We start from the raw sequence: 13,796 nt of genomic DNA on the forward strand, positions 1-13,796 counted from the left end.
GCCTCGTCGCGCTGGTGCTGACGTTGCTGCTGTCGCCGCTGCTGGCCGGCATGGCGCTCGCCGCCGCGCGCGGCGCGAGCGAAGGGGGCGTGAGCGTTTCGGTCGTCATAAGGTGGCGATCAGGGCAAGGAGGTAGTTGACGACCGCCGCGAACTCGAAGCCCCAGCGGTGCGAGGCGCGCGCATCCGGTGCGAGCGTGCGGCTGTCATCGAGCTTGTTCACGTCCAGGTAGTGCAGGCGCTGCGGATCGAGTTCGGCGGAGACGGCCTTCGCCGGCTTCGTCCAGGTGAACTTGTGCCACCGTTCGTCGGCATCCCAGCGCGCGGTCTCGGTGCTGCCGTCGGCGAATTTCACGACGAGCGTCTGCGGCACGGGCGCGCCGTGGCGGCGGACCGTGACATCGGTGCGGTACGGGTACGGCCCGGTGCCGTCCGGATGCGTCTTGCGCCAGGCCGCGCGCGCCGCGTCGATGCGCTTGTCGAGGGCGGACTGGCTGGCGTGCGCGCCGGGGAGCGGCACCAGTTCCGTGCTCGTGAGGTCGGCGATGCCGTCGTCGACGCGGGAGACGGCGTAGACCTGGCGCTCGAACGCGTCCTCGATGACGGCGCGCTGGCCCGTCACCTCGGCGAGCGTTGCGCGCAGGTCGGCGGTGCCCGGGTGGCGGAATTTCCAGCGCCGGTAGTATTCCTTGAACGCGCGCTCCATCGGTGCGCGGCCGATGCGCGCTTCCAGGTCGCGCATCAGGATCGCCGTGCGCGTGTAGACGGGGCCGATGTCCTGCAGGCGGTGCCACGCGTTGGCGCCGGGCGGGTCGGCCGGGTCGTGGCGCGGCGTCGCGGTGCGTTCGGCGTCGAAGGTCGGATAGCCCGGCGCGAAGCCGAGGCGGGCGAGCAGCGGCGTCGCGATGTACGCGAGCTGGCCCTGGTCGCGCATCATGCGGTTGTCCCAGTATTCGTTGAGGCCTTCGTCCAGCAGCGGTTCCTCGAATTCGTTCGACGCGAGCAGGCCGTAGAAATAGCCGTGGCCGAATTCGTGGATCGTGACGAAGGCGAGGGCGAACTGGTTCGCGGTGCGCGGCTCGACGGTCCGGTAGGCCTCGGCCGTGAAGAACGTCGGGTATTCCATGCCGCCCGCTTCCTCCGCGTTGTAGGGCGGGATCACGATGGTCAGCGTCCGGTACGGGTACGGACCCAGCGTGTTCGAGAAGTACGTCAGCGATTCTTTTGCCGCCTTCAGCGCGGGCGCCGCGCTGGCGGCGAATTCGGGCGGGTACAGCACGGTCACCGTCACGGTCGGGCTGCCCGGGCCGGTCCACGTGTCGACGAGCGGCCTGGCTGTCTGGTTGTCCGCCGTCCAGGCGAAGTCGTGGACGTCGCCCTGCACGAAGCGCCACGTGCGCATGCCGTCCTTGTCGACGGGGGCGCCTTGCGGTTCGCCCGTCGCGCCCACCGTGTAGCCGCGCGGGACGGTGAGCTTCACGTCGTAGCTGCCGAAGTCCGCATAGAACTCGGAATTCAGGTGGTACTCGTGCACGTTCCAGCGCGGGGACGTCGCCCCCCGTTCGCCCGGCAGTTCCAGCACGCCGATCTTCGGGAACCACTGCGCGACGAGGTGGAACGTGCCGAAGTAGCCGGCGCGGGCGACGACGCGCGGCAATTGCGTGACGAAGTCGATGTCGAGCGTCGTCGATGCGCCCGGCGCCACGGCCTGCGGCAGGTCGAAGCGCACGACCGTATGGTCCGTCGCCGGGCCGTTGTCCGGATGGACGAACGTCCACGGCACGTTGGCGCCGCCTTGCGCGACGCGGCGCAGGGCGATGTGGCCCCACGCATCCTTGATGTCGACGCCGGAGCGGAAGGTGCCGTCGCGCTCGCGCCGCTCGGTGAAATACGTGCTGCCCGCACTCTCGAACGCGTTCATGTACAGGTGCAGGTAGACCCTGCTGACGGCGACGTTGCTGCGGTTGCGCCACGTGAGCCGCTCGCGTCCCGTGACCGTGTGTTTGACCGGGTCGAGCGTGGCGGCGATGTCGTAATGGACGACGCGGTCCGACAGCGTGGGTTCGCGGCCCGTGCGCGGCCCGCCCCAGCCATCCGGGCTGCTGGGCACGCGCACGGCGGCGGCATCCGGCGGGGCGAGGGCGATGCCGTCGGATGCAGGTGCGGCGAACACCGCGCCCGCCAGCAGCAGCACCGCGGCGAGGGCGAGGTGAAATCGGAAACGAGGAAGCATGCGGGATCCCGGGCGTGGCTGTTATTTTTGTGCCTACACTATACAGGTTATAATCTCGGGGTTCTGGTGCCCGCACGCGCGTCTGCGCGTGCAGTTAAACGGGAAACACGAAGCGGCGTCGCCTACGGCGGCGTGCCAACGTGTGCTGCCCCCGCAACGGTAAACAAGCGTCGCCGCATGGCGACAGGCCGCCCCGACAGCCACTGTGCTTGCATAGGAAGGTGGGACGGTCCGTCTTGGAGCCCGGAGACCGGCCAGACAGGGGAAGCCGGCGTTACGCCGCGCTTTTGTGTACGCCGGCGTGCGGGGACGCTTGCCGGCGCCAAACGAACACTGAACATCCAATGCATACTGCCGCCTCCACCCGCGGCGCGCCGGCTATCAAGCCGCTCGCGCTGGCCTGCGCCATCGTCCTGTCCTTCTCCACCGGCGCCGTGCGCGCCCAGGACGGCAACCCATCGACCGTCGTCATCACCGGTGCCCGTTTCCCGAGCGTGGAAACCCTGCGTCCGATCGGCGCCACCGTCATCACGCAGGACGACATCCGCCGCGCCGGCGTCAACGACGTCAATAGCGCGATCCGCAAGATCGGCGGCGTGTTCGGCCGCCAGAGCCTGGACTCCTCGCCCGACTTCGCGCTCGACCTGCGCGGCTTCGGCACCAACAGCGCGCAGAACATGGTGATCATGGTCGACGGCGTGCGCCTGAACGAGAACGAGCTGGCGAACACCGTGCTGTCGACGATCCCGATCGACACGGTCGAACGCATCGAGATCGCCCGCGGCGGCGGCAGCGTGCTGTATGGCGAAGGCGCCACCGGCGGCATCATCCAGATCACGACGCGCCGCAACGTGGCCGGTGGCCTGCACGGTTCCGTGTTTGCCGAAGGCGGCTCGTTCCACGAGCACGACGTGCGCGCGCAGCTGTCGCAGACGGCGGGCAACGTCAGCGCCGACATCGCCGTCGCGCGCCAGGGTTCGAATAACTACCGCCGCAACAGCGATTTCGACCAGACGACCGCCTCGCTCAACGTACAGACCCGCTTCGCGGGCGGCCGCGCCGGCATCCACGTCGAAAGCGCGCGCCAGGACTCGCGCCTTCCCGGCGCGCTGTCGCTGGCCCAGTTCGACGCGGACCCGCGCCTGGCCGCGACGCCGAACGACTTCGGCTCGCTGAACACGGACCGCGCGAACGTCTTCGCCGAATACCGCCTGGGCGCCGTCGACCTGGCGGCCGCCCTGTCGCACCGCGAGCGCAACGTGCGCTCGAACTACCTGTCCTTCGGCTCGAACAATGCGTACGACGGCCGCCAGGACCAGTTCTCGCCGCGCGCCCGCTGGCTGTCCGACGTCGGCGGCATGCTCAATGAACTGGTGGGCGGGGTGGACCTCACGCGCTGGAAGCGCAAGACGACGGCCTCGTTCTCGAGCGCCGACGCGAGCCAGTCGTCGAAAGCCGTGTACCTGCGCGACGAGCTGCGCTTCGATCCGGCCCACGACGGCCGCATCGCCCTGGGCGCGCGCCACGAGAACTTCGACAAGAACGTCGTGGACGTCGTGGGCGGCGTCGCGCCGGAAGACCGTTCGCAATCGCAGAACGCGTGGGAAGCGCAGGCCAGCTACCGCGTGCACCCGCTCGTCGAGGTGTACGCGAAGGCGGGACAAAGCTATCGCGTGGCCAACGTCGACGAGAACGGCTACCGTGCAAGCAGAGACATCCTGAAGGCGCAGACGTCGCACGACCTGGAACTCGGTACGACCCTGCGCCACGCGCCGGGCGACGACAGCCGCACGTTGACGGCGCGCGTATTCCGCCATCGCCTGGACAACGAGATTTTTTATGATCCGACGCTGAACGGCGGCTGGGGTGCGAACACGAACCTCGATCCGACCGAGCGCAAGGGCTTCGAGATCGACGCCGAGGCGGCGCTGGCCGCAGGCTGGCGTGCGAGTGCGCACCTGCAGCATGTAATCGCGCACTTCACGGATGGCCCGAACACCGGCCGCGAACTGGCGCTCGTGCCGAAGAACGTCGTGACGGCGCGCCTGGCATGGGTGCCGGCCAACGGCCAGTCGGCCGACGTGGGCGTGCAATGGGTCGACCGCCAGCGCTACGGCGGCGACTTCAGCAACACCTGCGGCGCGCGGATCCCGTCTTACACGACGCTCGACGCGCGCTACAGCATCAAGGTGGGCGCATGGGACGTCGCCGCGACGGGGCTGAACCTGGCGGACCGTCGTTACTTCAGCAATGCATTCTCGTGCAAGGGCGGCATCTACCCGAGCGATGGACGTCAACTGAAATTGTCGGCCCGGTACGACTTCTGACAAACCGGGGTCAGAGCCCGCTCTGACCCCGGTGTTGGTTACGACGGTAACCAATTGCAAGAAATAAGCCCTGGCTAAGGTTCGCGACCGAAAAAGTGGTAATCTCGCGTCGTTTGCTTAACCAACCCTAGAAGGAAAACTATGCGTTCCCTGCGTTTTGCCCTGCTCGCCACCGTCCTCGCCGCCAGCACCGCGTTCGCGTCGCCGACCGACCCGAAGAGCGGTGTCGAGTACGTGACGCTCGCTCAGCCGCAACCGGTGCAGGCCACGGGTAAAAAAGTCGAGGTGATCGAGTTCTTCATGTACCACTGCCCGCACTGCAACGCGCTGGAACCGCAGCTCGAACAGTGGGTCAAAAAGCAGGGCGACAACATCGTGTTCAAGCGCGTCCACCTGCCGTCGTCGGGCCCGAACGATCCGGAAGCACACCTGCGCCTGACGCTGGAAGCGCTGGGCAAGGCCGAAGAGTTCCAGCCGAAGGTCTTCAAGGCCTGGCACGTGGATCGCCTGCGCCTGAACACGGACGCGGCCATCATCGACTGGGCCTCGAAGAATGGTCTCGACCGTAACAAGTTCCTGGACGCGTGGAACTCGTTCGGCGTGACGACCAAGCTGCGCCGCCTGCCGCAGATCACCAGCGACTACAAGGTCGACAGCGTGCCGACCATCATCATCGACGGCAAGTACCAGACGTCGCCGGCATTGGTCTACAATTCGGTCAAGACCCAGAACGAGCCGGCCCTGTTCGGAGCCACGCTGCAAGTAATGGATGCCCTGGTCGCGAAAGCCGCCAAGTCGAAATAAAAAGGTAGAAACAGCGCAATGAGTGATGCCGAAGGCAAGATCCTGAAGATGTACGACAAGTCCAAGCCGGACGAGGAGCATCTGTTCGATTCGAGTAACTGGAATCACGCGGCCTGGATCCTCGTGATCGTGCTCGCAGGTCTTGCATTCTGGCTCGCCATTGCGCTCGTGAACGCCGAAAACCAGCGCAATGCGCTGGTGACGAATCAATGCGCGGACCCCGTGTTCAAGGGCGAGATCGACCGGCAATGCTTGCTGACCGTGCATTCGCGCGAGCACTGGTGGGACCACCTGTTCTACGCGATGCGCCACGTGAAGCCGGAACGCCCGGCGCCGGCCGGACGTCGATAATTCCTTAAGGAAATGGTAACCTTCAGGTTTTCCACGACCTGAAGGATTGTCCATGCCGCTCCTGCGTGCCGCCGGCCTCGGCCTGCTGCTGTCCCTGTCGCTGTCTCTCGCCCATGCGTCGCCCGCTGTTCCGCAGAATGGCGTCGACTATGCCACGCTCGCCCGTTCGCAGCCCGTGCAGGCGAACGGCGCCAAGGTCGAGGTCATCGAATTCTTCATGTACCACTGCCCGGTGTGCAATGCACTGGAACCGTTACTGGAGGAGTGGGTCAGGAAGGAAGGCGACCGCATCACGGTGCGCCGCATCCACTACCCGTCGACAGGACGGGCCGATCCGGAAGCGCATTTGTTCCTGACGCTCGAAGCACTGGGCCGGCTGGGCGACATGCACGCGAAAGTGTTCAAGGCGGTGCACACGGACCATATCCGTTTAAATAAAGACGACGTCATCATCGACTGGGCGGCGAAGAACGGCATCGACCGCGCGGCCTTCCTCGACGCGTGGAATTCGTTCGGCGTGACGACGCGCCTGCGCCAGCTCGACAAGGTCGCCGCCAACTACCAGGTCGAGTCCGCGCCCACGCTCATCGTCGGCGGCCGCTTCCTGACGAACCCCGGCCTGCTGTCGCGCCAGATGGAAGGCGCCGACCGCGCGGACGTGTTCAAGGCGACGCTGCAGGTGGCGGACAAGCTCGTCGACAAGGCCGCACAGGCGAAGTAATCAGGCCGACAGCACGCCGTCCGGCAGGCTGATCACGAAGCGGGCGCCGCCCAAGGTCGACTGCTCGACTTTCAGGTTGCCGCCATGCAGGGCGATCGCCTTGTGCGCGATCGACAGGCCGAGGCCGAAGCCGCCGGTGGCGCGGTCGCGGCTGCGGTCGAGGCGGTAGAACGGCTCGAAGATGCGTTCCCGTTCTTCTTCGGGAATGCCGGGGCCGTCGTCCTCGACGGCGATCTCGATGCGGCAATCGTCGCGCCGCACGCGCAGCGCGACCTCGTGCGCCGCGTACTTCTGCGCATTCCGCAGCAGGTTGCCGATGGCGCGGCCGAGCAGGCGGCGGTCGCCGTCCACGCTGCCCAGGCGCTCGCCCAGGTCCACGTGCAGGCGCTGCGGCTGCGGATGCAGGCCGTCCGTGCATTCGCGCAGCAGCGGCTCCAGCTCGAACAGGGCGCGCTGCGGACCCTGCGCGTTGTCCAGCTTGCTCATCGACAGCAGTTCGTTGACGAGATCGTTCAACTCGGTCAGGTCGCCTTCCATCGCCGCGATGCGCTTGGTCAGCGCGGGGTCGCCCGCGCGCTCGGCCAGCAGTTCCAGCGCGAATTCCAGCCGCGCGATCGGCGTGCGGAGTTCGTGTGACACGGAATGCAGCAGGTTCTTCTGCGCTTCCAGCAAGCCCTGGATGCGCTCGGCCATTGCATTGATGCGTTCGGCCAGCGGAAACACGGCGTCCGCCGGTTTCAGGTGCGCCCGCGCGGACAGCTGCCCGGCACCGAATTCATCCGCGACGCGCGACAGCGTCTGCAATGCCTGCCAGTGCGAGCGCGACCACAGCGCGATCGGCACGAGCAGCGCCAGCGCCACGACGACGTAGCGCACCACTTCCATCGCGAGCGCCTGGCCGAGGTCGATCGGCAGGTTGTACGCGCGAATCACTTCCTCGTTGCTGCCGATGTAGCGGTCGCCTTGCAGGTCGACGCGCCGGAAGAATGCCTTGTGCTGCGGATCCAGCACGACGTCGCCCCGCTCCAGCGCCTCATGCTGGCGGGCGGGCAGGGCGGCGCGCGCCTGGTCCAGCGGGATCAGGTCGAAATGGGCCTCCGACACTTCGCGCACCTTGTTCAGGCGGCCGAGCCACTCGTCGGCCGGCGCGCGGTCGACATATTGTTCGAGCAGGAAGATCTGCGCCGACGCCTGGCGCCGCGCGATGTCGTCCAGCGGATCGCCGAACAGCCGGGCGAAGACGAAATAGATGACGAACGTCGCCGCCGTGATCGACAGCATCACGAGCACGAAGAAGCGGAAAAACAGGCGATTCACGCCGCCGTCCTCCGGTCGTGGGCACTGTCTGGGGCTGAATTTGTCTTACACATCTCGAAATTGTATAGGAGCAATGATCGAAAAAACCATCCCTTACAAATTGAGGACAAATGCTGGACAGTCCGCGGATGAAGTTCTTGACCGGACTGCGTACGATTCACGACATAGGGTTTTCCGTTTGGGTCCGCCCGATGCGCGAGAGAAGGCGGACCCTTTTTTAATTCGGGATGCGTGCCGGGCACACGGCGCCATCGTTTCCAGGAGAGGGAGAGTATGAGCATGTTTGGACGCGTGATGACGCCGCTGGGCGCCATGATCGTCGGCGCGGCACTGGCCGCCTGCGGTGGAGGAAGCACGATGCATGACCAGCAAGCCAGCCCCGGAATCGCGGTCGGCGAGCCGCACCCGGCCGCCCTGGCCACCGCCCCGTTCGTCGAGATGGCGCGCACTGCCGCCTGCAGCGAGACGAAGAACCGTTTGTTCGTCATCGACGGCAAGCAAGTGTTCTGGGACCATGCCGGTCGTTGCGCGGACGCGTCCTATGAGCAAGTCCTGTTCGGCAACAAGCCGGAAGCCCGCCTGTGCTCGTACGGCGACACGATCGCCGGACCGAAGACCTATTGCCAGGACGAGAGCGCCCGCGCGCTGTTCGAGACGATCGTCAAGAATGCCGACCAGCCGGACCTGGGCCTGGGCAGCGGCCACAAGGTCGAACAACTCGCCTTCCTGCCGGCGGCCGGCACGACGGTCACGTTCGAAACCGTCGCGAAGGACACGTTCTCGGGCGTGACGGCGCCGCAGACCGTCGTCATCAAGGACCAGGCGGCCTGGGACAAGCTGTGGGCCCAGCACACCGCCGGCCGCACCTCGGTCCCGGCCCAGCCGAAAGTCGATTTCACGCGCAAGATGCTCTTCGCCGTGTTCGCCGGCGAATACGCCAGCGGTTGCCGCAGCATGGTCGTCGGCCGCGTGGCGGCGGGCGCCAGCAAGCTCGAAGTCGAGATCGACGAGCGCGACGTGACCACGGTCGCCATCTGCCTGCCGGTCGTGACCCAGCCGATGCAGGTCGTGGCCGTGGATCGCGTGGATGCCGACGTCGCGTTCAACAAGGTGGCCGCTGCGGACATCTTCTTCCAGACCGCGGATGCGACGAGCCTGTCGGGCGTCCACGACGAACGCACGGTCGTCGTCAAGGACGAGGCTGCCTGGACCCGCCTGTGGAACGAACACGCGCCGGGTCGCGCCAGGCCTGCCGTCGATTTCGCGTCGCAGATGGTCGTCGGCGTCTTCATGGGCAGCGGCGCCAACAGCTGCTACTCGACTGCCATCGACGGCATCCTGCGCGCGGGCGACAAGATCCTCGTGCGTGAGGTGCGCTCGGTGCCGGGACCGGACATCATGTGCGCCATGCACGTGACGACCCCTGCGCACCTGGCCGTGATCCCGCGCAGCGATCTGCCGGTGGTATTTTCGACTGAAGTGGCAACGAGGCATTAAAGCAGGAAAGGATATGGGAGGAAGGAAGACAAGGACGTAGAATGTTGTCTTCCCGAATCTTTCAACCCCGAACATGAACAAGCTTCTCTTCCTCGCGCTGGGCGCTGCCTGCGGTACGGCGTGGGCCCAGACGCCGGCGACCAACCCCATGCCCGACGGCAGCCGCGACATGTACGTGGGCCTCGGCGTGCAGTCGGCGCCGCGCTGGGACGGGACGGGAAGCCGCAAGGTATCAGCGTTGCCGGTGCTCCAGGTTCAATGGAGCAACGGCCTTTTTATTTCCGGCATGAGCGCCGGCATGCACCTGACGGACAGCCCGACGTTCGAATACGGCCCGCTGGTCGCCGTGCAGCCCGGCCGTGACGAGTCCGGCACCGGCCAGACCGTCGACGGCGCCAGCTCATGGGGTACGACCCTGATCGGCCCGGTCCCGGATCCGATCGACAAGCGCCACATGGTCGCCACGCGCCTCGAGGGCATGGACAAGATCGGCGCCCGCTTGCAGGGCGGCGTCTTCGCGAACTATTACCTGACGCCGCAATGGCGCCTGACGAGCAGCGTGCTGTATGGCGCCGGCAACGACCACGACGGCGCGCGCCTGGACCTGGGCGTGCAGCGGCTCGCGTTCGAGCTGGGCAGCCAGCACCGCGTGTCGGTGTCGGCGGGCGTGTCCATCGTCAACCGCAACTATAACCAGACGTATTTCGGCATCTCGCGGGAAGAAGCGTCGCGTAGCCGCTTTTCCTATTACGAGGCGGGCGGCGGCCTGCAGGAGGCGCACGTCGGCGTGCGCTGGAACTGGGCCCTGTCGCCCTCGTGGATGCTGACGTCGAACCTGCAGGCCAAGGGTCTGCTGGGCAATGCCGCCAAGAGCCCGCTCGTCGAGCGGTCCACCAACCTGACGGTTTCGACCGCCTTCGCCTACCGGTTCTGATGATGCGCGCATCCCGCCAACTCATCGCTGCCTTTGTCGCGCTGCTCGCGGTCGGATCGACCGGCGCGCAGGCCGGGACACAGGGCGAGGCACAGGCCGGCGAATGGGTGAGCTACCGGGATGCGTACCGGGCGATGGTCCAGTTCGAGAAATACGGCGGTCCGAAGAACCTGCTGCAAAGCCAGCTGCAGGTGCAGTCGCGCGACCACGCCGGACTGGGCGAGGGCGCCCAGCTCACGCTGACGGGCAAGACGACGCAGCTGAACCTGCCGCTGGACGCCCTCGGCCGCACGGTGTTTCCGCTGACGAAGGCGGCGTACGACGAGAACGCGGCCCTCGTCCTGAACCGCAAGGGCATGCCGTTCGTGCTGCGCCCGCAGGTGACGATCGCGCCGCGCGCCGACGGCCAGTACGATGCCGCCGACCTGCGCACGGCCTGCGCCCAGGCGCTCGGCTTCGTGCGCTACGTGGATGCGTCGCAGCGCGCGCGCCAGTGTGCCGGTGTGCGCTTCGTGTTCCCACGGAAGGGATCGGCCGAAACGGCCGGCGCCCGCCTGCGCCACGCGGACGGCGGCGAGCAGGCGTTGCCTGTCACGTCCGGCGCCGCCTTCGCGGACGATCCGGACGAAGGCTTCCCCATCGTGACCTGGCGCTTCGCCACGGCGCCCGGACGGGCCCAGGTCATCACCTACAATGCGCCGCTCGCGATCGTCCCGATCTTCGAATAACTTGGTATGCTCGTCCGGTTGCATACAACGAGGACGAGCATGGACAAGACAATCCTGATCACGGGCGCCAGCCGCGGCATCGGCGCCGCCTGCGCGCTGCTGGCCGCACGGCGCGGCTACACGGTCTGCGTGAATTACCGGGACAACGACGCGGCGGCAAACGCCGTCGTACAGGCCATCGAAGCGGCCGGCGGCCACGCGTTCGCGGTGGCGGCCGACGTGGCAGACGAAGGCGACGTGGCGCGCCTGTTCGCGGCCATCGATGCGCGCTGCGGCCGGCTCGACGCCCTCGTCAACAATGCCGGCATCCTCGCGCGCCAGGCGCGGGTCGAACACATGGACGCCGCCCGCATCAACCGCATCCTCGCCACCAACGTCACGGGCAGCTTCCTGTGCGCGCGCGAAGCCGTGCGGCGCATGTCCACGAAGCACGGCGGCAACGGCGGGGCGATCGTGAATCTGTCGTCGCGCGCGGCCGTGCTCGGATCGGCCAACGAGTACGTCGATTACGCCGCGTCGAAGGCGGCCGTGGATGCGCTGACGATCGGGTTGGCCAAGGAAGTGGCGCAGGAGGGCATCCGCGTGAACGGCGTGCGGCCGGGGCTGATCGACACGGACATGCATGCCAGCGGCGGCGAGCCGGGGCGCATCCAGCGCCTGCAATCGTCCGTGCCGATGGCGCGGGGCGGCACGGCGGACGAGGTGGCGGCTGCCGTGCTGTGGCTGCTGTCGGACGAGGCGTCGTATGCGACCGGGACATTCATCGACGTGTCCGGCGGCCGCTAGGAATCAGTTCCAGGCCGAGGGCGAGAACAGATAACCCTCGCCCCAAACCGTCTTGATCTTCTCGGACAGGTTGTCGTCGAACTTGCGGCGCAGCTTGGAGATGCAGTTGTCGATGCTGCGGTCGAGGCCGTCGAATTCGATGCCGCGCATTTTCTTGAGCAGTTCGTCGCGCGACAGCACGCGCCCGGCGGCCTCGGCCAGCACGAGCAGCAGCTTGTATTCGGTGTTGCTGAGCACGCACGGCTGGCCGCGCCACGTGACGCTGCGGTCGCTCGTCATGATGCGCAGCGCGCCGAACTCGAGCACGCGGGAATCCGTCGTCGTCTTCGTCTGCGTACGGCGCAGCAAGGCGCGCAGGCGCGCCAGCAGCACGCGCGGCTGCACGGGCTTGTTGACGAAGTCGTCCGCACCCTGTTCCAGGCCCGAGACTTCATCATAGGTATCTTCGCGCGCCGTGAGGATCAGGATCGGCACGTCCGATACGTCCCGGATCTGGCGGCACACGACCATGCCGTCCATGCCGGGCAGCATGAGGTCGAGCACGACGATGTCGGGCGCGGCCGTCTTGAAATGTTCCAGCGCGGCGTCGCCCCGCGTGACGAGGTCGACCGAGAATTCATAGCCGGACAGGTATTCCGTCACCAGTTCCGCGAGGCGCGGATCGTCTTCCACCAACAGTACGCGATACATGATGTTCTCCTTGAGCCCGACATTTTATAAGAGTGGGCAAGGTTGGAGCATGTTTGGTGGGTCGCCATGACAAAAACGTACAGTTTCGCGACAAATCCCGGTGCAGTGCCGGCGGCACCTGGCGGAAGTCGAAGCCCATCTAGGGAAGTGCTGAACAAATAGGTTTTGCGCCCGAGTCGAGACGACAAACCAGCATCGGATGCCAAGGTGGTCGAATTCAGGTATTTTTCGCGTCTGGTGCGGGGCCTCGAGACGCGTTTTGGCGCGCCACGGTGGACGTTTCCAGGTTCAGGACGGAGTTCGGGCGTGGGCGCTTCCAAAAGTTCGGCCGGCCAGCACCAGATTGGCGAACGCGAACAAGGTATGCAACTGCGCGGTGTTCTTCGCCAGTCCTCGGTAACGCGTCTTGCGATGCTTGAACAGGTTCTTCAGCACGTGAAACGGATGCTCGACTTTGGCGCGCACGCTGGCCTTGGCCTTCTCCAGCTTTTCCTTGGCGCGGCCCAGCGGATTCTTCTTCATGGCCTTGCGCACGCTGCGCTTCATCGCGATGTGCCAGATGACCGCCTTGTCCGCGTTCTCCGGGCGCTTGTCGGCGCCTTGGTATCCAGCGTCACCGAACACCATTTTTTCGTCGCCATGAAGGAGATTGTGGGCTTGCGTGACGTCGGACACGTTGCCCGCCGTGGTCACGAGCGTATGCGTCAGGCCGGATTTGGCATCGACGCCGATATGGGCCTTCATGCCGAAGAACCAGTTCTTGCCCTTCTTCGACTGATGCATTTCCGGATCGCGTTTTTCGTCGCGGTTCTTGGTCGAGGGAGGCGCCGCGATCAAGGTCGCGTCGACGATGGTCCCCTCGCGCATCATCAAGCCCTTGCTAGCCAGATGCCCGTTGATTTCATCGAAGATCCTGCGCGTCAGGTTATGCTTTTCGAGCAGACGGCGGAACTTGAGCAGGGTCGTCGCGTCCGGCGCCGACTCGTGCGTCAGGTCGATGCCGACAAAGCCGCGAATGGCCTGGCTGTCGTAGATCGCATCTTCGATGCCCTCGTCCGACAAGCCGAAGCATTGCTGCGCGACGTACATGCGCAGCATTCGCTCCAGACCCACAGGCGGACGACCGCGACCTTCGCCCTTGGGGTAATACGGCAGCAGCGCCGCCACCAGCGCCGGCCATGGCGTCACGGACTCGATCTCAGCCAGAAAACGATCGCGTCGCGTCAGTCTCTTCTTGCTTGCGAACTCGGCGTCGGAAAAACTCGTTTGCTTCATCGGAATGCTGGAAAGATGGGATGCGTCATTGTGCCAGTTGCGCCGGCGGCCGGGGGAGCTCAGCGATTAAATCAGATGGTATGGACGCCTCCTCCCGGACTCCGGCAGAGCAGGAGATTTGCACGCATTGTCGA

The 13,796-nt window shown here is 66.2% G+C and carries 12 protein-coding genes and 1 riboswitch; of the genes, 8 read left to right on the forward strand and 4 right to left on the reverse strand.

All coding sequences use genetic code 11. From position 1 onward, the window contains the following. Positions 1-105: 105 nt before the first annotated feature. Positions 106-2,232, reverse strand: coding sequence for a M1 family metallopeptidase (locus ACEN88_RS11360; protein WP_413339664.1), 2,127 nt, complete (start codon positions 2,230-2,232; stop codon positions 106-108). Between the two features lie 47 nt (positions 2,233-2,279). Next, a riboswitch (cobalamin riboswitch) is annotated at positions 2,280-2,506 on the forward strand. 70 nt (positions 2,507-2,576) lie between these two features. On the opposite strand from ACEN88_RS11360, the gene ACEN88_RS11365 reads away from it, so the two are divergent. The 4 genes from ACEN88_RS11365 to ACEN88_RS11380 all read left to right on the forward strand — a co-directional run bounded on the left by ACEN88_RS11365 (position 2,577) and on the right by ACEN88_RS11380 (position 6,435). Then, the gene (locus ACEN88_RS11365) at positions 2,577-4,559 is read left to right on the forward strand and encodes a TonB-dependent receptor (protein ID WP_413339666.1); all 1,983 of its coding nucleotides are present in this window, start codon (positions 2,577-2,579) and stop codon (positions 4,557-4,559) included. Positions 4,560-4,700: 141 nt separating this feature from the next. After that, positions 4,701-5,363, forward strand: coding sequence for a thiol:disulfide interchange protein DsbA/DsbL (locus ACEN88_RS11370; protein WP_056126979.1), 663 nt, complete (start codon positions 4,701-4,703; stop codon positions 5,361-5,363). An 18-nt stretch (positions 5,364-5,381) separates the two neighbouring features. After that, positions 5,382-5,714: a hypothetical protein gene (locus ACEN88_RS11375; RefSeq protein ID WP_413339668.1), complete on the forward strand. Its 333-nt coding sequence runs from the start codon at positions 5,382-5,384 to the stop codon at positions 5,712-5,714. Between the two features lie 52 nt (positions 5,715-5,766). Then, positions 5,767-6,435, forward strand: a complete 669-nt coding sequence (locus ACEN88_RS11380) for a thiol:disulfide interchange protein DsbA/DsbL (protein ID WP_413339670.1) — start codon at positions 5,767-5,769, stop codon at positions 6,433-6,435. Here the strand turns inward: ACEN88_RS11380 and ACEN88_RS11385 are convergent, their stop codons facing one another. Further along, positions 6,436-7,752 (reverse strand): ATP-binding protein, encoded by a 1,317-nt coding sequence (locus ACEN88_RS11385; RefSeq protein ID WP_413339672.1) that lies wholly within the window; start codon positions 7,750-7,752, stop codon positions 6,436-6,438. It abuts the gene before it with no gap. Between the two features lie 273 nt (positions 7,753-8,025). On the opposite strand from ACEN88_RS11385, the gene ACEN88_RS11390 reads away from it, so the two are divergent. The 4 genes from ACEN88_RS11390 (at position 8,026) to ACEN88_RS11405 (ending at position 11,697) form a co-directional block, all read left to right on the forward strand. After that, positions 8,026-9,249: a hypothetical protein gene (locus tag ACEN88_RS11390; RefSeq protein WP_413339674.1), complete on the forward strand. Its 1,224-nt coding sequence runs from the start codon at positions 8,026-8,028 to the stop codon at positions 9,247-9,249. A gap of 73 nt (positions 9,250-9,322) precedes the next feature. After that, complete coding sequence (locus ACEN88_RS11395) at positions 9,323-10,183, forward strand: MipA/OmpV family protein (protein ID WP_413339676.1); 861 nt, start codon at positions 9,323-9,325, stop codon at positions 10,181-10,183. Between the two features lie 2 nt (positions 10,184-10,185). Beyond that, on the forward strand, positions 10,186-10,911 hold the full coding sequence (locus ACEN88_RS11400; RefSeq protein ID WP_413339678.1) for a hypothetical protein: 726 nt from the start codon (positions 10,186-10,188) through the stop codon (positions 10,909-10,911). Between the two features lie 39 nt (positions 10,912-10,950). Further along, positions 10,951-11,697 carry an SDR family oxidoreductase gene (locus ACEN88_RS11405; RefSeq protein ID WP_413339680.1) on the forward strand — a complete coding sequence of 249 codons (747 nt, stop codon included), beginning with the start codon at positions 10,951-10,953 and terminating at the stop codon, positions 11,695-11,697. Positions 11,698-11,700: 3 nt separating this feature from the next. On the opposite strand, the gene ACEN88_RS11410 is transcribed toward ACEN88_RS11405, so the two are convergent. Both ACEN88_RS11410 and ACEN88_RS11415 read right to left on the reverse strand, forming a co-directional pair. Continuing rightward, positions 11,701-12,387: a response regulator gene (locus ACEN88_RS11410; RefSeq protein WP_413339682.1), complete on the reverse strand. Its 687-nt coding sequence runs from the start codon at positions 12,385-12,387 to the stop codon at positions 11,701-11,703. A 288-nt stretch (positions 12,388-12,675) separates the two neighbouring features. After that, complete coding sequence (locus ACEN88_RS11415; protein ID WP_413339684.1) at positions 12,676-13,662, reverse strand: IS5 family transposase; 987 nt, start codon at positions 13,660-13,662, stop codon at positions 12,676-12,678. Positions 13,663-13,796 lie beyond the last annotated feature (134 nt).

The sequence above is a fragment of the Massilia sp. CT11-108 genome, from assembly GCF_047302915.1.
In the GTDB taxonomy this organism is placed as follows: Bacteria; Pseudomonadota; Gammaproteobacteria; order Burkholderiales; family Burkholderiaceae_D; genus Telluria; species Telluria orientalis.

Coding starts and splice junctions, on each gene's coding strand:
- ACEN88_RS11360 (WP_413339664.1), bottom strand. CDS start 2,232: ATGCTTCCTCGTTTCCGATTTCACCTCGCCCTCGCCGCGGTGCTGCTG.
- ACEN88_RS11365 (WP_413339666.1), top strand. CDS start 2,577: ATGCATACTGCCGCCTCCACCCGCGGCGCGCCGGCTATCAAGCCGCTC.
- ACEN88_RS11370 (WP_056126979.1), top strand. CDS start 4,701: ATGCGTTCCCTGCGTTTTGCCCTGCTCGCCACCGTCCTCGCCGCCAGC.
- ACEN88_RS11375 (WP_413339668.1), top strand. CDS start 5,382: ATGAGTGATGCCGAAGGCAAGATCCTGAAGATGTACGACAAGTCCAAG.
- ACEN88_RS11380 (WP_413339670.1), top strand. CDS start 5,767: ATGCCGCTCCTGCGTGCCGCCGGCCTCGGCCTGCTGCTGTCCCTGTCG.
- ACEN88_RS11390 (WP_413339674.1), top strand. CDS start 8,026: ATGAGCATGTTTGGACGCGTGATGACGCCGCTGGGCGCCATGATCGTC.
- ACEN88_RS11395 (WP_413339676.1), top strand. CDS start 9,323: ATGAACAAGCTTCTCTTCCTCGCGCTGGGCGCTGCCTGCGGTACGGCG.
- ACEN88_RS11400 (WP_413339678.1), top strand. CDS start 10,186: ATGCGCGCATCCCGCCAACTCATCGCTGCCTTTGTCGCGCTGCTCGCG.
- ACEN88_RS11405 (WP_413339680.1), top strand. CDS start 10,951: ATGGACAAGACAATCCTGATCACGGGCGCCAGCCGCGGCATCGGCGCC.
- ACEN88_RS11410 (WP_413339682.1), bottom strand. CDS start 12,387: ATGTATCGCGTACTGTTGGTGGAAGACGATCCGCGCCTCGCGGAACTG.
- ACEN88_RS11415 (WP_413339684.1), bottom strand. CDS start 13,662: ATGAAGCAAACGAGTTTTTCCGACGCCGAGTTCGCAAGCAAGAAGAGA.